Annotated in this window: 20 protein-coding genes; 7 read left to right on the top strand and 13 right to left on the bottom strand. The window is 72.2% G+C overall.

Annotated features, from left to right (window positions below):
• Positions 1-90 precede the first annotated feature (90 nt).
• From ACFVU9_RS34120 to ACFVU9_RS34105, 4 genes are all read right to left on the bottom strand, one after another.
• Positions 91-1,362 carry a cytochrome P450 gene (locus ACFVU9_RS34120; protein ID WP_387600112.1) on the bottom strand — a complete coding sequence of 424 codons (1,272 nt, stop codon included), beginning with the start codon at positions 1,360-1,362 and terminating at the stop codon, positions 91-93.
• Positions 1,363-1,436: 74 nt separating this feature from the next.
• A complete protein-coding gene (gene asnB / locus ACFVU9_RS34115) occupies positions 1,437-3,269 on the bottom strand; it encodes an asparagine synthase (glutamine-hydrolyzing) (protein ID WP_387600109.1) in 1,833 nt (610 codons plus the stop codon).
• 45 nt (positions 3,270-3,314) lie between these two features.
• Positions 3,315-4,685, bottom strand: coding sequence for an MFS transporter (locus ACFVU9_RS34110; protein WP_387600106.1), 1,371 nt, complete (start codon positions 4,683-4,685; stop codon positions 3,315-3,317).
• Positions 4,686-5,111: 426 nt separating this feature from the next.
• On the bottom strand, positions 5,112-5,945 hold the full coding sequence (locus ACFVU9_RS34105; protein ID WP_387600103.1) for a helix-turn-helix transcriptional regulator: 834 nt from the start codon (positions 5,943-5,945) through the stop codon (positions 5,112-5,114).
• Between the two features lie 117 nt (positions 5,946-6,062).
• Between ACFVU9_RS34105 and ACFVU9_RS34100 the strand changes: the two genes are divergently transcribed.
• Positions 6,063-7,127 carry an aldo/keto reductase gene (locus ACFVU9_RS34100; protein WP_387600100.1) on the top strand — a complete coding sequence of 355 codons (1,065 nt, stop codon included), beginning with the start codon at positions 6,063-6,065 and terminating at the stop codon, positions 7,125-7,127.
• 32 nt (positions 7,128-7,159) lie between these two features.
• Here the strand turns inward: ACFVU9_RS34100 and ACFVU9_RS34095 are convergent, their stop codons facing one another.
• Positions 7,160-7,537, bottom strand: coding sequence for a winged helix-turn-helix transcriptional regulator (locus ACFVU9_RS34095; RefSeq protein ID WP_387600097.1), 378 nt, complete (start codon positions 7,535-7,537; stop codon positions 7,160-7,162).
• A 50-nt stretch (positions 7,538-7,587) separates the two neighbouring features.
• On the opposite strand from ACFVU9_RS34095, the gene ACFVU9_RS34090 reads away from it, so the two are divergent.
• Together ACFVU9_RS34090 and ACFVU9_RS34085 are read left to right on the top strand one after the other, a co-directional pair.
• Positions 7,588-7,776: a hypothetical protein gene (locus tag ACFVU9_RS34090; protein ID WP_380440784.1), complete on the top strand. Its 189-nt coding sequence runs from the start codon at positions 7,588-7,590 to the stop codon at positions 7,774-7,776.
• 274 nt (positions 7,777-8,050) lie between these two features.
• Positions 8,051-12,145: an AAA family ATPase gene (locus ACFVU9_RS34085; protein WP_387600094.1), complete on the top strand. Its 4,095-nt coding sequence runs from the start codon at positions 8,051-8,053 to the stop codon at positions 12,143-12,145.
• Between the two features lie 170 nt (positions 12,146-12,315).
• Here ACFVU9_RS34085 and ACFVU9_RS34080 read toward each other — a convergent pair whose 3' ends face one another.
• The 5 genes from ACFVU9_RS34080 to rpmB form a co-directional block, all read right to left on the bottom strand.
• On the bottom strand, positions 12,316-12,675 hold the full coding sequence (locus ACFVU9_RS34080; protein ID WP_380440788.1) for a hypothetical protein: 360 nt from the start codon (positions 12,673-12,675) through the stop codon (positions 12,316-12,318).
• 152 nt (positions 12,676-12,827) lie between these two features.
• Complete coding sequence (locus ACFVU9_RS34075; protein WP_387600091.1) at positions 12,828-14,066, bottom strand: GTP-binding protein; 1,239 nt, start codon at positions 14,064-14,066, stop codon at positions 12,828-12,830.
• The gene (rpsR, locus tag ACFVU9_RS34070) at positions 14,063-14,296 is read right to left on the bottom strand and encodes a 30S ribosomal protein S18 (RefSeq protein ID WP_380440906.1); all 234 of its coding nucleotides are present in this window, start codon (positions 14,294-14,296) and stop codon (positions 14,063-14,065) included. The genes ACFVU9_RS34075 and rpsR overlap by 4 nt, the downstream gene beginning before the upstream one ends.
• Positions 14,297-14,442: 146 nt before the next feature.
• Positions 14,443-14,748 (bottom strand): 30S ribosomal protein S14, encoded by a 306-nt coding sequence (gene rpsN / locus ACFVU9_RS34065; protein ID WP_380440792.1) that lies wholly within the window; start codon positions 14,746-14,748, stop codon positions 14,443-14,445.
• Positions 14,748-14,984: a 50S ribosomal protein L28 gene (gene rpmB, locus ACFVU9_RS34060; RefSeq protein ID WP_380440794.1), complete on the bottom strand. Its 237-nt coding sequence runs from the start codon at positions 14,982-14,984 to the stop codon at positions 14,748-14,750. The genes rpsN and rpmB overlap by 1 nt, the downstream gene beginning before the upstream one ends.
• A 95-nt stretch (positions 14,985-15,079) precedes the next feature.
• Between rpmB and ACFVU9_RS34055 the strand changes: the two genes are divergently transcribed.
• Positions 15,080-15,478 carry a hypothetical protein gene (locus tag ACFVU9_RS34055; RefSeq protein WP_387600087.1) on the top strand — a complete coding sequence of 133 codons (399 nt, stop codon included), beginning with the start codon at positions 15,080-15,082 and terminating at the stop codon, positions 15,476-15,478.
• Between the two features lie 239 nt (positions 15,479-15,717).
• Here ACFVU9_RS34055 and ACFVU9_RS34050 read toward each other — a convergent pair whose 3' ends face one another.
• Positions 15,718-17,148 (bottom strand): short-chain fatty acyl-CoA regulator family protein, encoded by a 1,431-nt coding sequence (locus tag ACFVU9_RS34050; RefSeq protein WP_387600084.1) that lies wholly within the window; start codon positions 17,146-17,148, stop codon positions 15,718-15,720.
• A 208-nt stretch (positions 17,149-17,356) separates the two neighbouring features.
• Between ACFVU9_RS34050 and ACFVU9_RS34045 the strand changes: the two genes are divergently transcribed.
• From ACFVU9_RS34045 to ACFVU9_RS34035, 3 genes are read left to right on the top strand one after another with little or no spacing between them, the layout of a single operon-like run.
• Positions 17,357-18,862 (top strand): MmgE/PrpD family protein, encoded by a 1,506-nt coding sequence (locus ACFVU9_RS34045; RefSeq protein ID WP_387600081.1) that lies wholly within the window; start codon positions 17,357-17,359, stop codon positions 18,860-18,862.
• Complete coding sequence (prpB, locus tag ACFVU9_RS34040) at positions 18,862-19,767, top strand: methylisocitrate lyase (RefSeq protein ID WP_387600078.1); 906 nt, start codon at positions 18,862-18,864, stop codon at positions 19,765-19,767. Before ACFVU9_RS34045 ends, prpB begins: the two co-directional genes overlap by 1 nt.
• A gap of 19 nt (positions 19,768-19,786) precedes the next feature.
• The gene (locus ACFVU9_RS34035) at positions 19,787-20,920 is read left to right on the top strand and encodes a bifunctional 2-methylcitrate synthase/citrate synthase (RefSeq protein ID WP_387600075.1); all 1,134 of its coding nucleotides are present in this window, start codon (positions 19,787-19,789) and stop codon (positions 20,918-20,920) included.
• Here ACFVU9_RS34035 and ACFVU9_RS34030 read toward each other — a convergent pair.
• A complete protein-coding gene (locus tag ACFVU9_RS34030) occupies positions 20,881-21,318 on the bottom strand; it encodes an ArsR/SmtB family transcription factor (protein WP_380507244.1) in 438 nt (145 codons plus the stop codon). The two genes, ACFVU9_RS34035 and ACFVU9_RS34030, sit on opposite strands and share 40 nt — an antisense overlap.
• Positions 21,319-21,471: 153 nt before the next feature.
• A partial coding sequence (locus ACFVU9_RS34025; RefSeq protein WP_387600072.1) for an IucA/IucC family C-terminal-domain containing protein occupies positions 21,472-22,175 on the bottom strand: 704 nt, incomplete at its 5' end.

The following is a 22,175-nucleotide window of genomic DNA, read 5'->3' as shown; positions in this document are numbered from 1 at the left end:
GGGATGGCGGCCCCGGCGCCGCTTGTCTCGGCAGGAGGCGGTGCCGGGCCGCCCTGGTCGGGCGGGATGGGTCAGGCGGGATGGGTCAGGTCAGATGCGCTTGTCGTAGGCGACCGGAAGGTCGTTGACCCCACGGGCGAGCACGGCCGGGATCCAGGTGAGGTCGTCGAGGGAACCGGCGGGCCGAAGGCCGGGTAGGCGGGCGAGCAAGGTGCCGATGGCCACCTGGAGTTCGGCGCGGGCGAGGGCGGCCCCCGGGCAGAAGTGGATGCCGTGGCCGAAGGCCAGGTGTGCGTTCGGGGTGCGTTCCAGGTCGAGCACGTCGGCGTCCGGGAACTGCGCCCCGTCCCGGTTGGCCGCGCACAGCGAGACGATGACGGAGTCGCCCGCCGGGATGCGGGTGCCGTGCAGGTCGCTGTCCTCGGCGAAGAACCGCCAGGTGGTGAGCTCGAACGCGCTGTCGTGGCGCAGGAGTTCCTCGATCGCCCGGGGCATCAGGGCGGGGTCGTCACGCAGCCGGTCCAGCTGGTCGGGGTGGCGCAGCAGGGTGATCAGCATGGTGGTGATCTGGTTGGTGACGGGCTCCTGGCCGGCGACCAGGAGCTGGAAGATCATCGAGTCGAGTTCCTCCCGGGTGAGTTCCCTGCGGTCCTTGGCGATGACGAGCCGCGAGAGCAGGTCGTCGTCCCAGTGCTCGCGCTTGTGGGCGACGACCTCGGCGATGTACGTCTGCAGGCCGAGCAGCCGGGCCTCGTAGGCGGGCCGGCCCGGGTCCTGCGGGCCGACCGGCTGGACGACCTTGCCCCAGTCCCGGTCGAAGCGGGCGGCCAGCTCGGCCGGGAGGCCGATGACCTCCGCCAGGACCCGGAACGGGTAGTGCGCGGCGAAGCCCTGCACCAGGTCGGCGCCGCCCTCGGCGGGCAGTTCGTCCACGAGGGCGTCGGCGAGCTCCTGGAAGCGCGGGCGCAGCGACTCCACCCGTCGTGGCGCGAAGGCGTCCAGGACGAGGCGGCGCATCCGGGTGTGCTCCGGCGGGTCCTGGTGGAGCAGGTGTGCCTGGAGCTGGGAGTGCTGGGGCTCCGGCATGATCGAGGCGAGGGCGCGCCAGTTGTCGTTGCCGAGGTCGTGGTTCTTGCCGAGGCGGGGGTCGTTGAGCGCCTGGTGGGCGGCGTCGTAGCCGGTGACCAGCCAGGCGGCGATGCCGGAGGGGAAGCGGACCCGGTGGACGGGCCCGGCGTCGCGCATCCGGCGGTAGAGGTCGTAGGGGTCGGTCTTATAGGCGGAGCCGTACAGCGGGATCGGTTCGCCGGCGGCGGCGCCGGTGACGGGGCAGCGGCCCTCGGGGCGGTCGGGGGTGGTCATGCCGGGTTCCTTCGGGGTTGTGCGGAGGTCGTGCGGTGGCGGGGTCACAGGGCCAGGGCGGGGCGGTAGCAGGGTCACAGGGCCAGGGCGGGGCGGTGGTGGTCGAGCCACAGGGCGAGGTCGACGACGCGTTCCAGGCGGAGCCGGTGGCCCCACTGGAGTTCCTCGGCGGGGGTGTCGAGGGCGGTCTTGACGACCGTCTCGTCGGCGATGTCCCGTACGTGCGGCGCGTCCAGCGCCTCGCGGGCCAGGTGTTGGAGGCCGCGGTTGTAGTCGGCGTGGTGGGTCGCCGGGTAGTGGTTCTTCGGACGCCAGAGGACCGAGTCGGGGGCGATGCCCCGGCCGACGTCGCGCAGCAGGCTCTTCTCGCGGCCGTCGTGGTTCTTCATCGCCCAGGGGGCGTTGAAGGCGTACTCGACGAGCCGGTGGTCGCAGTAGGGCACCCGGACCTCCAGGCCCTGGGCCATCGAGAGGCGGTCCTTGCGGTGCAGCAGCTGGCGCAGCCAGCGGGTCAGCGAGAGGTGCTGGAGTTCGCGCTGCCGGTGCTCTGCGGGCGTCTCGTCGTCGAGGTGCGGGACCGCGGTGAGCGCGCTGCGGTAGGTGTCGGCGCGGAACTCGGGGATGCGCAGCCGGGCGGCGAGCTCGGGGTTGAGCGGCATGGCGGCGGCGTCGCCGGTGACGAGCAGCCAGGGGAAAGCCTGCGCGGCGAGCGCCTTGGGGTTGTGGAACCACGGGTAGCCGCCGAAGACCTCGTCGGCGGCCTCGCCGGACAGGGCGACCGTGGAGTGCCGGCGGATCTCGCCGAACAGCAGGTAGAGCGAGGTGTCCATGTCGCCGACGCCGATCGGCGAGTCGCGGGCGACGACGACGGCCCGGCGCTGGTCGGGGTCGAGCAGGGCGCGCGGGTCGAGGATCACGGTGGAGTGGTCGGTGCCGATGAAGGCGCCGGCCTCGGTGGCGAAGGGCGTGTCGTGGCCGGTGCGCAGGACGTCGCCGGTGAACTGCTCGGCCTGGTCGCTGTAGTCGACGGCGTAGGAGCGGAGCCTGGCCTGCGGGCCTTCCCTGAGCCGGAGTTCGTCGGCGACGAGGGCGGTGACGACGGTGGAGTCCAGGCCGCCGGAGAGCAGGCTGCACAGCGGCACGTCGGCCTCCAGCTGCGACCTGGCGGCGCGGTCGACGAGCTCGCGGACCCGCTCCTTGGTGGTCTCCGGGTCGTCGGTGTGCGGGTGTGCGGCCAGGTCCCAGTAGCGGCGCTCGCGGATGCCGTCGCGGTCGAGGACGAGCAGCCCGCCCGGGTGGACCTCGCGGACGCCGGCCCAGACGGTGGGGCCGGTGTTGAACAGCAGGCTGTAGGCCTCGCGCAGGCCGTCGGCGTCGACGGTGGGGGTGAGCTCGGGGTGGGCGAACAGGGCCTTGGGCTCGGAGCCGAAGGCCAGGCCGCCGTCGACCGCCGCCCAGAAGAGCGGCTTGACGCCGAGCCGGTCGCGGACGAGCAGCAGGCGCTCACGCCGCTCGTCCCAGATCGCGAAGGCGTACATGCCCTCCAGGTGGTCGACCAGGGCGTCGCCCCACTCCAGGTAGGCGCGCAGCACCACTTCGGTGTCGCTGCGCGTCTCGAACCGGTGGCCGCTGCTTCTGAGCCGCTCGCGCAGCTCGTGGTGGTTGTAGACCTCGCCGCTGTAGGTGAGCACCACGTGCGGCTGCTCGGGGCGGTCGGCCATGGGCTGGGCGCCGCCCTCGATGTCGATCACGGCGAGCCGGCGGTGGCCGAGCGCGGCGTGGGCGCCGGTCCAGACGCCCCCGGCGTCGGGCCCGCGCAGGGCCATGGTCGCGGTCATCGCCTCGATGACGGGGGTGCTGCGCCGGAGGTCCTGGTGGAAGGACGCCCAGCCGGTGATTCCGCACATGCGTGTGCTCCAGGGGTGGAAACGTGACGGGGAGGTGACGAGGGCTCAGACCGCTCGCGCGGCGGTCGCGCGGCCGTGCCGTGCCAGCAGCGGGACGGCGAGGCACGCGCAGGCCGCGGCGAGACCGAGGCCGAGGTGCAGGCCGCCCGTCCCGGAGCCGCCGAGGCTCCACGTGGCGGTGGCGAGGGCCGGACCGAGGGTGAAGCCGAGGCTGCGGGCGAGTTGGACGGTGGAGGCGGCGGTGGCCGTCGTCGCCGGGGTGGCCGAGGTCATGACCATCGCCTGGGTCGGGCCGCCGTACAGGCCCATGCCGGCTCCGGCGAGGGCGAGGCGCCAGGCGATGTCCGGCAGGCTCCAGGTGTCGCCCAGCGGAACGAGCAGCAGGAAGCCGAGCGCGGTGAGCGTGGCCCCGGCGGTCGCGGTCGGCCGGGCGCCGAAGCGGTCCGCCAGCCGTCCGCCGAAGGGCCCGCCGATCCCCATGGCGAGCGGGAAGCACAGGATGGTCAGGCCGGTGGCGGTGGCGCTGGCGGCCTCGTCCCGTTGCAGGTGCAGGGCGAGCAGGTAGTGCATGACGGCGAAGGCCAGGGCGATGGCCAGCACCGCGGTGTTCAGGCCCGCCGTCCGGTTCGCCCGCAGCACGGACCTGACGGGCTGTCCGCCCGCGCGCCGCAGCCACAGCGCGGTCAGCGGTACGGCCGGGGCCGCGAGCAGCAGCCAGGCCGGGGCGTCCGCCGTGAAGGTGAGCCCGAGCAGGACCACGCAGACGGCGCCCCCGATGAGCGCCGCGTCGGTGAGCTCCGTCCGGCCGGGCTTGACCAGGGCGCCGCTCCGGGGCAGGTGGCGGCGGGCGAGGAGCCAGGCTCCCAAGCAGACGGGCAGCTTGACGAGGAAGATCGCCCGCCAGCCGAGGTGGTCGAGCAGCAGCCCGCCCAGGGCCGGGCCCGTGACCGCGCCGAGCGGCCCCAGCGTCGCCGGCACGCTCATCGCCCGGCCGCGCAGTTCGGGCCGCACCGACCGCATCGCCAGCACCGGCATCAGCACGAACAGCACCGCGCCGAAGGATCCTTGGACGACCCGGGCCGCGATCAGCGCCCCGGCCCAGGGCGCCGCGGCGGCAGCGGCGCTCCCCAGGGCGAACCCGGTGACGGCGGTGAGCAGCGCGGGGCGGGTGCCGACCGCGTCCAGCCAGCGTCCGGCCGGCAGGAGCAGTGCCACCAAGGGGAGTTGGTACCCCAGGACGGCCCACTGGGCGGTCTGCGCGGATATGTGGAAGCCCTTGCCGATGTCCGCGAGCGCGATGTTGACGATGTTCATGTCGAGCATCGCCACGAACGACAGCATCCCGGCGACCGCGACCAGGCTCCAGCGGTCCGTGCCGGCGGGCGGCGCCGCCGCCTGGCCCGTCGTCGCGCTCACGCCGTACACCCCTTGCCGGCGGATCCCGGCCGATCCGACCAGCGCCTCATGGGCCGCATGCTCCGTCCTCCTCCTGTGCCGGGCGCCGTCGGCGACGACACCCGGCCCATGAGTCGGACCGGAACCCCGAGAAGTTCCGAACACCTGCATGATTCTTCGCCGGACCGGCGAGCCGCCCCTGAGCTGCCGGTCCTATGTTCTGAATAGTTCAGCTGTCCCGGCGGATCCGGAACACTTGCGTCGCACCAGGAAACGTGATGCCCTCGGCGGGCGCGAGCCGGATCGCCCGACGCACGACCCTGCGCCGACCACGGTCCTCGGTGACATGGTGTGCGATGCCCGGCTCGGCCGGTCCGTCATCCCGACATGCTCTCGGCCCGGATCTCACCGATGGACTCCGAGGCGCACCGGAATGAGGGTTCGACGTCACCGTGAGCACAACCGGTTCAATGCCGACCGGCTCTCATCGTCCACGGCGCGGCAGATCATCAACCGCTGGTCCGGATCTTGGAGTGGCATCAGCACTTCGAAGTTCACGGCGATCACACCTGCGTCCGGATGTCGCATCACCTTGAGTCCGCGGCCGTTGACGTTCACGTCCCGCTCGGCCCACAACCGCGCGAATTCCTGGTTACTTGTGGTGCATTCGGTGATGAGGTCGGTCAACGCCTGGTCCTCCGGGTGCGCGGCCCACGCTGCGCGCAGGTGGGCGATTCCCTCCCGCACGACGCGCTCGCGGTCGACATAGAGCTCGCGTATTTCCGGGTGCACCAGGCACAGCCACATGGCATTGCGTTGCGACGGCGGCAGGGTGTCGAAATCCAGCAGCAGCCTCGCCATTTCGCCGTTCCAGGCCAGGATGTCGTAGCGGTGGTTCATCAGCATGGCCGGCAACGGCGACAGGTCGGCGACCAGCCGGGCCAGCGGGGGCGCTGCAGTGGTGGCGGGCTTGTCGGCGTTGCGGGGGCGCTGCTGGGCCAGGTTGAAGAGGTAGGTGCGTTCGTCGGGGGCCAGGCGCAGCGCCCGGGCCAACGCCTCCACCACGTTCGCCGAGGGCCGCAGTCCCCGGGCCTGTTCCAGCCGCGCGATGTAGTCGATGCTGACCCCGGCCAGTTCGGCGACCTCTTCACGACGCAGTCCCGGGGTCCGCCGGGCCTGCTGACGCGACGGCAGGCCGAAGTCCTTCGGATCCAGGCGCTCGCGCCGGGTCCGCAGGAACGCGGCCAGCTCCTTGGTCGTGTCCACGGTGCGGGTCGTCATGTCCACTCCAACAGCCAGGGTAGGACTGGTGTTCCCAGGAACTTCTCTCCCTTATCCCCGGCTCGCGACGGTCACAGACTTGTTCCCGGTAACGGATGACAAGCACAGGAGGACACGATGTCGCTCACCCTCGACACCTACCGGCTGCTGGGCCGCTCCGGGCTGCGGGTCTCACCGCTGGCGCTGGGCGCAGCGACCTTCGGCACCGAGTGGGGCTGGGGCGCCGAGCAGGACGAGGCCCGAAAGCTGTTCGACCTCTACGTCGAGCGCGGCGGCAACTTCGTCGACACCGCCAGCACCTACACCAATGGCAGCTCCGAGCGCCTGCTGGGTGAATTCACCCGCGACAACCGCGAAAGCCTGGTGCTGGCAACGAAATACACCACGCTGCGCCGGCCCGGCGACCCGAATTCCGGGGGCCCTCACCGCAAGAGCCTGTTCGCGTCGGTGGAAGCCAGTCTGCGACAGCTGAATACGGATTACATCGATCTGCTCTACCTGCACGTGTGGGATTTCACGACACCGGTCGAGGAGATCCTGCGTGGCATGGACGATCTGGTCCGGCAGGGCAAGGTCTTGTACGTGGCGATCTCCAACGCCCCGGCCTGGCAGGTGTCGCGCATGCAGGCGATCGCCGACCTGCGCGGCTGGTCGCCGCTGGTCGCCCTGCAGATCGAATACAACCTGATCGAGCGTACCGGGGAACGTGACCTGGTCCCGATGGCACGCGAGATGGGGTTGGGCGTGGTGCCGTACTCGCCACTGGCCGGCGGGGTGCTCACCGGCAAGTACAGCCGCGACGACCTGACCACGACGAACACCGCGGTCGACGACGGCACCCGTAAGAATTTCAATATCGCCAACGGCGGGCTCACCGAACACGACTTGGACATCGCTGATGTCGTGAAGGAGGTCGCCGCGGAGCTGGGCCGCACAACCGCCCAGGTCGGGCTGGCCTGGACCCTGCAGAACCCGGATGTGACGGCATCGCTCATCGGCGCCCGCACTCTCGCGCAGCTTGAGGACAATCTGGGTGCCCTGGAGGTCGACTTCACGGCCTCCCAGCTGGCCCGCCTCGACGAGGCCAGCGCGATCGAACTCGGCTTCCCGCACGACCTGCTCGCCGGCGACAGGATGCGCGCGGCGACCCACGGCGACCTGTTGGTCGAAACCCGCCGCTGATACCCGATCGAGCCCCGGGTCCTGACACGGGCCTATGACGTGACCGGCCCGGCGCGGTAGGCGTGGTCGATGTTGTCCTCGACCCAGGAGCGCAGCGCGTTGAGCGGGATCGCGGCGCTGCGGCCGAGCGGGGTGAGGGAGTACTCGACGTGCAGCGGGACGGCGGGGTAGACGGTCCGGTCGAGGATGCCGAAGTCCTCCAGCCTACGCAGTGTCTGGGTGAGGACCTTGGGGCTGACGCCCTGGAGCTTCCGCTGGAGTTCGCCGAAGCGCTGGGGACCGTCTTCGAGGGCACCGATGGCGAGCGCCGACCACTTGTTGGCGAGCAGGTCGAGCAGGGCGCGGCAGGGACACTGGGCGGCGTAGACGTCGTGGTGCACGTGCTGGCCGCTGGGGCAGGTGGTCGCCATGCTCACTCTTCCTCATCAGGTCACTTCCCAATGGGAAGTATTAGACCTTGATGGTAACCATACCCGCGGGGATAGCGTCGTCGACGTCGGAGGAGGGCCCGTCAACAGCCCTCCACGCGGCGGTCTACGGCCACGACCGCTGGAAGAACGAGATCGGCCCCGTGGTCTACGGCCTGCTGATCCCCGAGAAGTCCGTCGTCACCCGTGTGACCCCCACACCTGCCTCACCGCTGCGGTAACAACGCACTTCTCGGTGCCCACGCCGCGTACGGCGCGAAGCACAGGTGGTCGGCGGTGACCGTCCTGCAGAGCACGCCGACGTCCCGTCCAAGGCAACCCCCGCGCGAGCGGGGACTCGGGGTTCCGGAGCCCCTGCGGCGCGCAGGCTCCGGAACCCTACGCTTCCACAACGAATGTGGCATTCCGCACCCGACGTGCGTGCACGCTCTGGTAGGCAAGTGGCGGCTGCAGGCGGGCGGCCGCGCAGTGCGACGCCCGCGGGAGGGGAAGCACATGAGCACGTCATCGAGGTCGGCCGTCATCGCCACCGAACAGCGGGCGGTCGACCGCGCGTACGCCTGTTACGAAGCCAAGCTCGCCGAACTGTCCGGCGACGCGACGGCCCAGGCGGCAGCCAGCGGGAAGGACGGTATCGCGGCCCGGGCGGAGTCCTCGGCCAGGGCGGAGGTGTTCCGTCTGGAGGGCGAGAACCTCGTCACGATGCGGGTGGACACCCGGGCGGACGAGACGGGCGAGCCGGAGGTCTTCTACGTCGGGCGGCGGACGGTGCACGACGTCGAGACCCGCGACACCGTCGTCATCTCCTGGACCAACGCGCTCGCCACCGCGTGGCGACTGGCCACGCCGGACGCTCCCGGAGAGGTCCGCTTGCGGCGGCGCCTGGACTGCGACCAGCGGACGGTCCGGGACTACCGCGACGAGATTGCTCCGCCGGTCCCGGCCTCCGTCGGCCTGGGCACGGATGTGCCGTCCCCCGGAGACGTTTTCGGCCCCGTCTCCCGGGCCCGGCAAACGGTGGTGGACGACCTGCTCCTCCGGGACCTCGACCGCGCCCGCCGCAGCCGCATGCGCGACATCGTCGAAACCATCCAGCCCGACCAGATGGCGCTGGTGGCCGGCCCGTCCACGGGTGTCCTGGTCGTCCAGGGCGGTCCGGGCACCGGGAAGTCGGCCGTCGGCCTCCACCGGGTCACCTGGCTCGTCGACAACAAGCGCTTCCAGGCGCAGGACATCCTGGTGGTCGGCCCGCACCGGAGGTTCCTGGAGTACGTCGGCCGGGTCCTGCCCACCCTGGGCACGCGCAACGTCACCGCCGTCGAGCTCTCCTTCCTCTGGACGGGGAGCGTGCGAGCCGAGGACACCCCGTCCGTGCGCCGCATCAAGTCGGACGAGCGCATGGCCGAAGTGCTGCGGCGCCGGGTCGAGGGCAACTGCCGGCCGGCCGCCGTCGACGCCGCCGTCACCCCCGCCGCGGACGAGCACGGCGAGCCGATGTTCACCATCGTCCTGGGCAGCGCACCCCTGAGGGTTCCGGCGTCCGAGGTCCGCCGCGTCTTCGAGGCCGCCCGCACCGGACCGGGCCACTACCGGGCCCGTCGGGACCGCTTCCGCGACGTGCTCGTCGACCTCCTGCTGGCCGCGCTGCGGCAGGGTTTCCCCCAGCGTGCTCGTGACCGGACCGTTCGGCAGAGCATCGAGCGCCATCGCCAGGTGGCCGCGCTCGTCGAACGCGCGTGGCCTCCCCTCAGCCCGGAGGAGGCCCTGCGGAGCCTGCTGAACTCGCCCGGCAGGCTCGCCGAGTGCGCCGCCGAGGTGTTCGACGCGGCGGAGCAGGCGCTGCTGTCGCGCCCGGCCGCCGAACGTGCCGAGGACGAGCCGTGGACCGTGGACGACCTGGTGTGCCTCGAAGAGCTACGGACCCTCATCTCGGGTGAGACGCCCCAGCGTTACCCGCACATCGTCGTGGACGAGGCCCAGGACCTGACTCCCATGCAGGCCAGGTCGCTGCGCCGCCGCAATCCGAAGGGGTCGATGACGGTGCTCGGCGACCTCGCGCAGGCCACCGGACCGCACGACTACCCGAGTTGGGAGCGGATCGGCCGGGTCCTGGCGGGTGAGGGCGGCTGGCAGCTCGAAGAGCTCACCACCAGCTACCGGGTGCCGGCCCAGATCATGGAGTTCGTCGCGCCGCTCGCCCGGGCGGTGGCCCCGTCCGTTCCCTTCCCGGCCGCGGTGAAGGAGGCGGACGGCGAGCCGGTGCGGATCGTCGAGACGACGCCTTGGCAGCTCCTCGCCGAGGCGGTCGGGCACGCGGCACGGCTGGCCGGATCGGACGGTCACACCCAGCGCTCGATCGCCCTGGTCGTCCCCGACGACTCGGACTGGCTCCAGCAGGTCCGGCTCCTGGTCGACTCGACGGAGGCGATGACCGACGAGGTGCGGGAGGCGGTGACCGTCCTGACCGCCGGCGAGGCGAAGGGCATGGAGTTCGACCACGTCCTCGTCCTGGAGCCGGCGACCATCACCGCCCGCGGGGCCGAGGGCCCGCGGCAGCTGTACGTGGCCCTGACCCGGAGCACACAGACGCTGACGGTGCTGCACACCTCGCCCTTGCCGGCGGTCATGCTTCCCGCCGTCGGCCCGTCGCCCTCCGCCGGACCGGACGATCCCGCACCGGACGGCCCCGCACCGCAGCCGCCGTCCGGCCCGGCGCAGGGTCGCGTCTGCTCACGCTTCCACCTGGACGGGGAACGCTGCGAGCTGCCCACGCAGAACGCCGACGGCTGGTGCCGTGACAGCTCGTGCGGCGGCTTCCGGACGAGCTCGGTGCCGGAGCGCCCGACACCTCGCAACCTGCCCAGGGTGCCCGCCGACGCCGACCTCGGGACCGGGCTGGAGGCGTCGGAGGCCTTCCTCGGCAGGCTCCGGGTGACCAGGGCCGCCGTCCGGGCCTTCGTGACCGCGCACGGCGGCAGTGACCAGGAGGCCGAAGCCGAGATCCGTGGCGTGATCGCCACGTTCCTGACCGACGGGCGCCAGGCGCAGCAGACGGACGGCTACCGCCTCGTCGACCTCCATGGCTACCGGTTCGTCCTGAGCCACGACGGGACGGCCCTGACCGGTTACCGGAGCGTGCACGGCGAGCGGAGCCCCGCGCAGTACCTGGCCGGGGTCCCGTCCCGGTACCGGGTCTCCGGGCCCGCCGTCGCCGACCGCGGCCCGGCGCTCCAGGACACGGCCGCGGTGCGCGCCCTGACGGTCGAGCAGATCCAGGTGAGTGCCGAGGCTCGGGCCGCGTACGCCGACCTCGCCTCGGACCGGTCGGATCAGTCGGACGCCTTCCTGGGCCGGCTCCGCGGTGCGCTGGCGGCGGACCTGTCCGGCGGCCACGTCGAGACCCAGCCGCGGGGCAATCACCTCGTCCTCGGTTCGTCGCGCACCTGGAACCTCGCGCCGGACGGCAGTTCGGTGCTCTTCGTCCGCAGGCCCACCCCGTTGGACGCGGAGATCCTGGCGGCCACCGGCCTGGAAGCGGCGGACGAACTCACACCCGGTACCGAACTGCGGGTACGCGCCCTCGCCCACGGTGACCAGCTCCACTGGAGGGTCACCCCGGTGCCGGAGGACCGGAAGCGGCGGTACATCCTGAAGCTGAGGCCCACCGAGCGGGCGCCCGAGGCCGGGCAGGAGCTGGACGTCTGGGTCGTGCAACGCCGCTCCGGCGTGTACGTCGTGTCGGCGAACGACTTCGGGCGCCACGAGATCTCCGGGCGCGCGACCGAGCGGTACAGGAGCGCGCTGGCGGTCCTCACCGCCATCGGTGAGGACAACCTCCCGGCCGAACTCCCCCAGACCGGCCTGCTGGGACTCGACGCTCTGGTCGGCGGCTGCCTCCGCCGCGACCAGGCCGACTGGCTCTCCGTCTGGCGGCTCCTGGGATCGCCGTCCTCCGCCGACCTGACGGTGCTGCGGGACCTCTCCCGCGGCCTTCCGGAGGCCGTGCGGTCCGCGGACGCAACCGAGTTGGCGCGGCTCGGCGAGGTCCTGCGGAGCAGCGGCTGGCGGGACCGGACGGTCGCAGCCCTGGCGAAGCTCACAGGCGAGAAGTCTGCTGAGGAGTCCGCCGAGGTGGCCGCAGAGGTGTCCGCCGTGGCCGCGCCGGCCGGCGTCCTGACGGCCGAGCTCGCGGCCGCGGCCGAGGCCGACCGGACGTGCCACCAGCACGAGGCGGTGCGCCACCGGCTCATGGCCGACCTCTTCGCGGCGGGCCACAAGCCGCGGGACTCGTCGATCGTCGACGTCGTCCGGCCCGGAGAGCGGGGTCCGATCGTCTGCGAGGTCCTTCCCGCCGGCCACACCTCGTACCACGCCGTGCGGGCCGGCGCCGTCCGGGTCCGCGAGATCGGGCAGGTGACCGACGAGACCCCCGAGCGGCTGCACGTCGTCCTCACGTCGCCGCCCGACGAGCCGTGGATCCCCGACCTCGTGGAGCGGGTCCTCGACGTCTCCGTCCTCTGGCCCTCGGCCACCGGCTGGCAGGGCCCGGGAAGCTCCTCCGCGACCGGCACCGAACAACGGGGCCGCTGACCGTCCGACACGTGTGCCCGACGGCGGGGTTCCACCGTCGGGCACACGTCCGGGGCACCGAGTTGCGCGAACCGGGGGCACACGTTCATGTGCCCGCTACAGCACCAGGGTCACTTGGCGAACGCGGTGTTGCTGTTGTACGCAACGGTGGCCCGGACGACGGTTGCCCGTCAGTACGAAGCGCTGGTGGCGCACCGGCCGAGGTCGGTGTTGCACACGATGACGTACGAGGTGATTCCGGAGTCCTGGAGTTGGTAGGTGTAGTGCTCATCGCCCCGGACGTTGCTGTAGGCGCTGGACCAGTTGCCGTTCGACTGCTGGAGGTTCACCGTGCAGTAGTTGCCCATGGTGGAGATCACGTAGCCCTGCACCCAGTCGTGCCCGTTGTAGTACTGATCGATCATGCCCCCGGCACAGCCGGGGACGTTGGCGGTGAAGGTGGCGTCGGCCGACGCCACCCCAGTGCTCAGGCCCAGGCTGCCTGCTGCGACGGCAGTCACGGCGGCGAGGCGGACAGCAGCGGTGCGCAACCCAATCATCTTTTCCCCCTGTGGAGTTGACGGCTGGTTACTGCGACGACCCATGCTGCCATCGACCCCCCCCGAAGGCACGTCTCCCGTACAAATCCGCACACCCCTCGGAGTCGCCGATCAGGGCGGTGCAGCGACTCCGGCGCTTTGTCCTAGGTGTGGGAGTGGTCGTGGTCCTGCTGGAGCTCGTATTCGTCCCACACCGGGAACGGGTCATCGAACGACGTCCAGACGTGCGGCCCGGGCGCGTGCTCGGCGTCGTCCAGCAGGCAGTGGGCGAGTGCGGCGCGCAGCTCGTCCTTGCGCAGACCGGTGCCGATGAAGACCAGCTCCTGGCCGCTGTGCACCTGCTCGTCGCCGAGGCCGGTCAGCGCCGTGGCATCGGTCAGAGTGGCCAGGTTCGTCGTCAGGCTCATGGACGGGCGCATGCCGGAGGGTTCGAAGCGGGCGACCGAGCCCGCCTGGGACCACAGGCCGGTGACGGCTGGCCGGGAGGCGAGCCAGAAGAAGCCCTTCGAGCGCAGGACGGTGCCGAACTCCCCCGCGTCGAGCCGTCGGCTCACCAACTCCCAGAGCCGGCCGGGATGGAAGGGGCGCTCGGCGCGGAAGACCAGGCTGGTGATGCCGTACTCCTCGGTCTCCGGGACGTGGTCACCGTTGAGTTCGGCCACCCAGCCCGGGGCTTCCTGGGCCTTGGTCAGGTCGAAGAGCCCGGCGCCCAGGAGTTCGGCGGGCGGGACCCGACCGCCGGTCGCGCGGACGATCCGGGCCGCGGGGTTGAGGCGGCTGAGCGCGGCGGCGAGCCGGTCGGCCTCCTCGGCCGTGACGAGGTCGGTCTTGTTCAGGACCAACACGTCGGCGAATTCGACCTGGTCCATCAGCAGGTCGCTGACGGTGCGTTCGTCGTCCTCGTACTGATCGAGGCCGCGGGCCGTCAGCTCGTCGCCGCCGCGCAGTTCGGGCAGGAAGTTCGCGGCGTCGACCACGGTGACCATGGTGTCCAGACGGGCGACCTCCCCGAGGGTGGCGCCGTCGTCGCGGGCGAAGGCGAAGGTGGCCGCGACCGGCATCGGCTCGGAGATGCCGCTGGACTCGATCAGCAGGTAGTCGAAGCGCCCCGCCCGGGCGAGGCGGTCGACCTCCTCCAGCAGGTCGTCGCGCAGGGTGCAGCAGATGCAGCCGTTGGTCATCTCGACCAGGCGTTCCTCGGTCCGGAAGAGCGCGCCGCCGCCCTCGCGGACCAGCGCGGCGTCGATGTTGATCTCGCTCATGTCGTTGACGATGACCGCGACCCGCAGGCCGTCCCGGTTGTTCAGCAGGTGGTTGAGCAGCGTGGTCTTTCCCGCGCCGAGGAACCCGGACAGCACGGTGACCGGGAGGCGCCCGTTCACCGGCCGACTCGCACTGCGCCGGTGCCGTGGGGCAGCAGGGCCATCTCGCGAGCGTTCCTGATCGCGCGAGCCGTCGCGCGCTGCTGCCGAGCGGTCGTCCCGGCGATGCGGCGGGCGCGGACGCGGACGCGGTCGGAGATGAACTTCCGAAGCAGGTTCGTGTCCTTGTCGTCGATGTACGTGAGGGGAGGATTGGGGCCCGTCCTGCGGTCCCGGCGGGCGGGGGCGATCTTGATCACGGCTTCCCTGGTTCTGGTGAGAGTTGCGTACGCGTGAGGCGACAACGGGATCGAGGGTTCTCCTCGGGGTCGCACCCCATGCCGCGCAGGCCGGGAGAGTCCGCGTGGCACGGGGTGCGACCGGTTCACGAGGTGTGCTACCAACTGGCCTTGCGCACACCGGGCAGGAACCCGGCGTGGGCCTGCCGGCGCACCCCGATGCGGGAGAGCCCGAAGGCCCGCAGGTAGCCGCGCGGGCGGCCGTCGACCGCGTCGCGGTTGCGGACCCGGGTGGCGCTGGCGTCGCGCGGCTGGCGCTGCAACTCGGCCTGCGCGGCGAGGCGGTCCTCGGGCGAGGTCGCCGGGGAGGCGATCAGTCGCTTGAGCTCGGCGCGGCGCTCGGCGTACCGGGCGACGATCACGCGGCGCTGCTCGTTCTTGGCGATCTTGCTGCGCTTGGCCATCAGACCTTCCCTCCCCGGGCGCGCACGACGGCGACGGCCTTCTCGATGCCGAGCTTGTCGACGGTCTTGATGCCCTTGGCGCTGAGCGTCAGGCGGACGAACCGGCCCTCGCTCGGCAGCCAGTAGCGCTTGGTCTGGATGTTGGGGTCGAAGCGGCGCCGGGTGCGGCGGTGCGAGTGGGAGATGGCGTTGCCGAACCCGGGCTTGCGGCCCGTGAGTTGGCAGTGGGCGGACATGGCGACTCCGTGCCGGTGAGGACAGCGGCGGCAGGCGGGGCCGACCCGTGGGAATGCCGCCGCTGCCGCGAATGGTGAGCCGACACTAGCACTAGATGAAAACGAAAACCATTACGTTATGGTGGGGCCCACGCCCGGGGCCCACGCCCGGGGCCCACGCCCGGGGCCCACACCCGGCCCGACACACCTTCCAGCGCCGATACGGCCTCACCGGCCCCAAGCCCGGCACCTGGCTGCCCGAGCAGGACGACACGGCATGGCGGACGGCCTCGGCCGAGCGGCGCACGTTCGCCGCGCTGTTCTGGCACCCCTACTACGGCGAGCGCCGCTGCGAACTGACCTTCACCGGCATCGACCTCGACGTCCCTTCGCTCCACGAGCGGCTGAACGACTGCCTGCTCACCGACGCCGAACTCGTCCTCGGCATGGAGCACTGGCAGCTGTCCGACGACCCCTTCGCCGCGGCCCTCGACACCGACCCGCCATCGCCCTGACCTCCGACGATCACGACTCCCGGCCGGATCACGTCCGACAACGCTGGCTGTCGGCCTCTGGAGTCATGCCGTGCCCGCCCGACCCGACCAGGAACGGGTCGGTGTCGGCGGCGACCACCCGCGCCCCGGCAGGCGGCCGGGGAGCCGGACGGCAAGCGAACCGGAACCGCAGCCGAGGTCGAGGCCGAGGTCGAGGTCGAGGTCGAGGTCGACCACTCACGGCCGCGGGTTCCTCCCGGTCACCTGCTCCCCTCGACCGGGTACGGCACCCGGGTGCGCCGGTCCGGGTCCACGGCCAGTCGCTCGCCTGCCGGTGGGCGAGCCCGCTGGACGCAGTCCGTCCGCTCGCAGATCCGGCAGCCCAAGCCGATCGGGGTCGCGGCGCGGGGGTCGTCGAGCACGATGCCGTCCGCGTAGACGAGGCGGTGGGCGTGGCGCAGCTCGCAGCCGAGGGCGACCGCGAACTCGGCGCGGGGCGCGCGGTGGCCGTGCCCGCCGTGGGAGACCGTCCGGGCGATCCAGAAGTACCGCTTCCCGTCCGGCATCTCGGCGACCTGGGTCAGGATCCGACCGGGGGCGGAGAAGGCCTCGTAGACCGTCCAGAGCGGGCACGTGCCGCCCAGGCGGGAGAAGTGGAAGTCGGTGGCGGACTGCCGCTTGGAGATGTTGCCCGCGCGGTCGGCGCGCAGGAAGGAGAACGGCACGCCGCGCCGGCCGGTGCGCTGGAGCGTGCTCAGCCGGTGGCAGACCGTCTCGAAGCCGACGCCGAAGCGGGCGCCCAGCAGGTCCAGGTCGTAGCGCAGTTCCTCGGCGGCGGCGTGGACGGCGGAGTACGGCATCAGCACGGCGCCCGCGAAGTAGTTGGCCAGCCCGATCCGGACCAGCCGATCGGCCTGCGGCGAGGCGAGGCCTGCCCCGGCGACCAGGGCGTCGAGCAGGTCACGCTGTTCCAACAGCGCAAGCTGGGTGGCGAGTTGAAAGGCTCGCTGTCCTTCGGTGAGCCACGGCGAGAGCACGAGCAGGCCGGTGGCCGGGTCGAAGCGCCGTAGGTCCGCACCGGGACCGCGCCCGGTGTCGGCCACCCGCACGCCGTGGCGAACGGTCAGCCGCTCGGCCAGCGCGGCGGCCGAGCGGCTGCCGGGCGGCGTGCCGAGCGAGTCGGCCAATTCCTCGGCCGCGTTGTCGAGGGCGGCGATGTGGTTGTGGTGGGCGTAGAAGAAGTCCCGTACCTCGTCGTGCGGTTCACCCCCGGGCACGGCAGTGGTGTCGCCGGGCGCGGTGAGGCCGGCGACCCGTTCGACCGCCTCGCGGTAGCGGCGGTGCAGGGCCACCAGCGCGCGGGCGACCTCCGGGTGGTCACGGCTCGCATCGGCGATCTCCTCCGGTGCCACCGCACCGCCGCAGACCTCGTCGGCGAGCGCGGTGCGCAGGTCCGTGGCCAGCCGCTCCTCGTCCGCCTCGGAGAAGAACTCGGGCTCCACGCCGAACACTTCGGCGATCCGCAGGAGCACCGGGGCGGTCAGCGGGCGCTGGCTGTGCTCGATCTGGTTGAGGTAGCTGGTGGAGATGCCGAGCTCGCGGGCGAGCTCGACCTGGTTCATGCCGTGCTCGCGGCGCAGCCGGCGCAGCTTCGCGTGGGCGTAGACCTTGCGTCCGGGCGGGCGTGGCATGGGGCGCGCGGAATCCTTCTCTGTGGTGAATCTGCCTCGCGGGCAGCAGTTGCGAAGGTAGCACTTGAGCCGGTTCGCACGATTCGCAGATTCACAGGGACCACATGGCCGAAATCCGCAGATTGGCCTGCTGGACCCTTCCCTGCCGGCGCGGCAGCCTGGAACGCACCAGCCCGTCAGGGCCGCCCCGACGCCGAAGAGGAGTCCCGTGATCGAGCATCACGTCCGTGTCCACCCCAGTGCCGACCGGCTGCCGCGCGAGGAGCAGCTCGCCTGGAGGCTCGCCGCGGTCGCCACCGGCACCGAGGAGCTCGACCCCGGGAGCGCAGCGATGGCGGTCAACCGGGTGATCGACAACGCGTCGGTCGCCGTCGCCTCCCTGCTGCGCCGGCCCGTGGCGGTGGCCCGCGCCCAGGCGCTCGACCACCACGCGTCCCCCGGCGCCCGGGTGTTCGGCAGCCTGACCCGGGTCTCCCCGGAGTGGGCGGCCTGGGCGAACGGGACGGCGGTGCGCGAGCTGGACTTCCACGACACGTACCTCGCCGCCGACTACTCCCACCCCGGCGACAACATCCCGCCGCTGCTGGCCGTCGCCCAGCACACCGGCCGCACCGGCGCCGACCTCCTGCGCGGGATCGTCGCCGCGTACGAGGTGCACGTCGCCCTGGTGCGCGGCGTCTGCCTGCACGCCCACCGCATCGACCACGTCGCCCACCTCGGCGCGGCCACCGCGTGCGGAATCGGCACCCTGCTTCGGCTGCCCACGGAGACCGTCTACCAGGCCGTCCAGCAGGCCGTGCACACCACAACCGCCACCCGGCAGTCCCGCAAGGGCGAGATCTCTACCTGGAAGGCCTTCGCCCCCGCCTTCGCTGGCAAGGCCGCCATCGAGGCCGTGGACCGGGCGATGCACGGCGAGACCTCCCCCTCCCCGATCTACGAGGGCGAGGACGGCTTCCTCGCCTGGATGCTCGACGGCCCGCAGTCCGACTACACCGTGCTGCTCCCAGAGGCCGGCGAGCCGCGCCGGGCGATCCTGGACACCTACACCAAGGAGCACTCGGCCGAGTACCAGGCGCAGGCGGTCATCGACCTGGCCCGACGCGTCCGCGAGCGGACCGGGCCGCTCGACCGCGTCCGCTCGGTCGTCCTGCACACCAGCCACCACACCCACCACGTCATCGGCTCCGGCGCGGGCGACCCGCAGAAGTACGACCCACGCGCCAGCCGCGAGACCCTCGACCACTCCGTCCCGTACATCCTCGCCGTCGCCCTGGAGGACGGCGCCTGGCACCACGAGCGCTCCTACGCCCCCGAGCGGGCCCGCCGCCCGGAGACCGTCGCACTGTGGCGGAAGATCACGACGGTGGAGGCGCCGGAGTGGACCCGCCGCTACCACGACCCCGACCCGCAGCGGCGGGCCTTCGGCGGGCGGGTGGTCATCACCCTGGACGACGGCACCGTCATCGAGGACGAACTCGCCGTCGCCGACGCCCACCCGGCCGGCGCCCGCCCCTTCGACCGTCCCGCCTACGAACGCAAGTTCCGCACGCTCACCGAGGGCGTCGTCACCCCCGCCGGCCAGGACCGCTTCCTGAACGCCGCCGTCGACCTCCCCGAGCTCAAGGCCTCCGACCTGGACGAGCTGTTCCCCGCCGTCGACACCGGCACCGTCCGCGAGTTCGACGCGACCCTGCCGAAGGGCCTGTTCTGATGTTCCACACCCGCACCACCCCCGCCCAGCGCCGCCGCGCCCTGCGCGAACGCCTCGCCACCGGACGGCTGTTGACGATGCCCGGCGCGCTCAACCCGCTCTCCGCCCGACTCATCCAGGACCTCGGCTTCGAGGCCGCGTACCTCTCCGGCGCCGTCCTCGCCGCCGACCTCGGCCTGCCCGACATCGGCCTCACCACCGCCACCGAGGTCGCGGCCCGCGCCCAGCAGACCACCCGAGCCACCGACCTCCCCGTCCTCGTCGACGCCGACACCGGCTTCGGCGAGCCGATGAACGCCGCCCGCACCGTCCAGCTCATGGAGGACGCCGGCCTCGCCGGCCTGCACCTGGAGGACCAGGTCAACCCCAAACGCTGCGGCCACCTCGACGGCAAGTCCGTCGTGCCGCGCGAGGACATGGTCCGCCGCCTGCGCGCCGCCGTCGACGCCCGCCGCGACCCCGACTTCCTCCTCATGGCCCGCACCGACGCCCGCGCCGTCGAAGGACTGCCCGCCGCCATCGACCGCGCCAAGGCCTACGTCGACGCCGGAGCCGACGCGATCTTCCCCGAAGCCCTCGCCGGCGAGGCCGAGTTCGAGGCCTTCCGCAAGGCCGTCGACGTCCCCCTCCTCGCCAACATGACCGAGTTCGGCAAGGGCCCGCTCCTCGACGCCCGCACCCTCCAGGACCTCGGCTACGACATCGCGCTCTACCCCGTCACCCTGCTGCGCCTCGCCATGGGCGCGATGGAGGACGGGCTGCGGACGCTCGCCACCGAGGGCACCCAGGCCTCCCTCCTCCCACGCATGCAGACCCGCTCCCGGCTCTACGAGCTCCTCGGGTACGCCGACTACGCAGCCTTCGACTCCGCCGTCTTCGACTTCACCCTCCCGCCCGGCATCTGACCCGTATCGGAGAGCAGCCATGCCCGCCACCGCGCCCGCTATCCACCGGGGCCTCGCCGGTGTCGTCGTCGACACCACGGAGATCTCCACCGTCATCCAGGAGACCAACTCCCTCACCTACCGCGGCTACCCCGTCCAGGACCTCGCCGCCCGCCGCACCTTCGAGGAGGTCGCCTACCTTCTGTGGCACGGCGACCTGCCCGACGAGGCGCAGCTGGGCGAGTTCCGGGCCCGCGAACGCGCCCTGCGCCCGCTCGACCGCACCACGTCCGAACTGCTCGCCAAGCTGCCCGAGACCTGCCACCCCATGGATGTGCTGCGCACCGCCGTGAGCTTCTTCGGAGCCGAGGACCCCACCGAGGAGGACGGGCGTCCGGCCTCCACCCTCACCAAGTCCCTGACGCTGCTGGCGAGACTGCCCACCGTCGTCGCCGCGGACCAGCGCCGGCGCCGCGGTCTGGCGCCGATCGCGCCGGACCCGGACCTCGGCTATGCGGAGAACTTCTTCCACATGTGCTTCGGCAGCGTCCCCGCGCCGGAGGTGGTCCGCTGCTTCGAGATCTCCCTGGTGCTCTACGCCGAGCACAGCTTCAACGCCTCCACGTTCACCGCCCGGGTCGTCACGTCCACCCTCTCCGATCTCTACAGTGCCGTCACCGCCGCGATCGGCGCGCTCAAGGGCCCGCTGCACGGCGGCGCCAACGAGGCGGTGATGCGCATGCTGGAGGAGATCGGCGACCCGGCCCTCGCCGCACGCTGGCTCGACGGCGCGCTGGCGGAGAAGCGGAAGATCATGGGTTTCGGCCACCGCGTCTACAAGCACGGCGACTCCCGCGTCCCGATCATGCAGGCCGCGCTCGACGACCTGGTGGCCGGCTCCACCGACCCGGCCGCCCACCGCCTCGCCGACCTCCACACCGCCCTGCGCGAGGCGGTGCTGGAACGCAAGGGCATCCACCCCAACCTCGATTACCCGGCCGGCCTCGCCTACCACCTGATGGGCTTCGACACCCCCGCCTTCACACCCATCTTCGTCATGAGCCGCATCACCGGCTGGACCGCCCACATCACCGAACAGCTCGCCCACAACGCCCTGATCCGCCCGCTCGCGTCCTACGACGGACCGGGACAGCGACCGGTACCGGCCTCCTGACACACCGCCACCGGTACGGGCACGGCATCCGGCGGTGCCGCCTCCGGGGCCACGTCGAGGAGGTCGAGCATCCTCCCTACGGCGTCGTCACACAGGCGGTAGCGCACCAACCGGCCCTCCCGGGCCGCGGCCACCACGCCGGAATCGCGCAGCAGGCGGAGTGCCTGGGAGACCGCGGTGGCGCTCATACCGGCCGCGCGTGCGAGGTCGGAGACCGGGATCGGGCCGGCCCGGTGCATGGCGAGGAGCAGCGAGAGTCTGCCCGGATCGCCCAGCAACGCGAAGCGGGCCGCCGCGGCCGCCACCCGCTCGCGGTCCCCGATCCCCAGCACCGCGCGGTGCACGGCGAGTTCGTCGATCGCGGGTCGCGGTGCACCGTCGACTGCACGTGGGCACATGGCCCCGCTCACCACCCTTCATGCCTGCATCTGCCTAGTTCTGCAGATGTCCAGGACGAGGCTGCCCCACTGGAGGGGCTCATGACATACCGGACCGCCGAAATCGGCCCGCCGGGACGGTTCGTACCGGCGGGCCGACGGAGAGCGCTCGACTCAGGAGGACGTCGTGGACGGCCTGGTACCGGGCGGCACGGTGAGGACGCAGTCGCCGCACAGTGCGCCGGCGTGGTCCGGCGCGGCGCGGTAGATGAGGCAGCAGCTGCGGCGGCGGAAGCCGGTGCCGTCCGGGGCCAGTGTGCCGGCCCCACGCAGGGGCGGCTGTTCCAGCAGACGAGCGGCGAATTCTCGTGCCTGCCCGGCCAGTTCCGGGGTGGACCGGGCGATGGCCGCGGCGGCACCGTTGACCGCCGACGCGACGTTGCCCCACAGGATCCGCGGCGACACCGAGAACGCGGCGACCGCCTGGACCAGCTCACGGACCGGACCGTCGAGCACCTCTGCGGCCAGCCGGACGGCGAGCTCGGCCGGACCGGTCACGTGCTCCGGCTCGCGGCACGGCAGCGACAGCGGGAACAGGCCGCCGAGCGCGGGCTGCCAGCCCGTCTCCCGCAGACCGTACGCGAGCAGCGCCCCGTCGAGGACGGCGACGCCGAATGCCGGTGAGACGAAGCGGGCGACGAGGCCGAGATGGGTCACCGAGGCGGCCACCCGCTCCTCGACCGCGTCGGGCGACTGCCCGCCCGCCGCCGCGAGGTAACCGCGGACGGAGGTCACCCGCTCCCCCAACACGCCCGGTTGGTCGAGGAGTTCGTCCATCGGACGCCACGGCTGGCCGGGCGGGCCGGCCGGGTGGGGGT

This window comes from Kitasatospora sp. NPDC057936 (assembly GCF_042887525.1).
Lineage (GTDB): Bacteria > Actinomycetota > Actinomycetes > Streptomycetales > Streptomycetaceae > Kitasatospora.
This window is presented reverse-complemented; position numbering and strand designations above follow the sequence as displayed.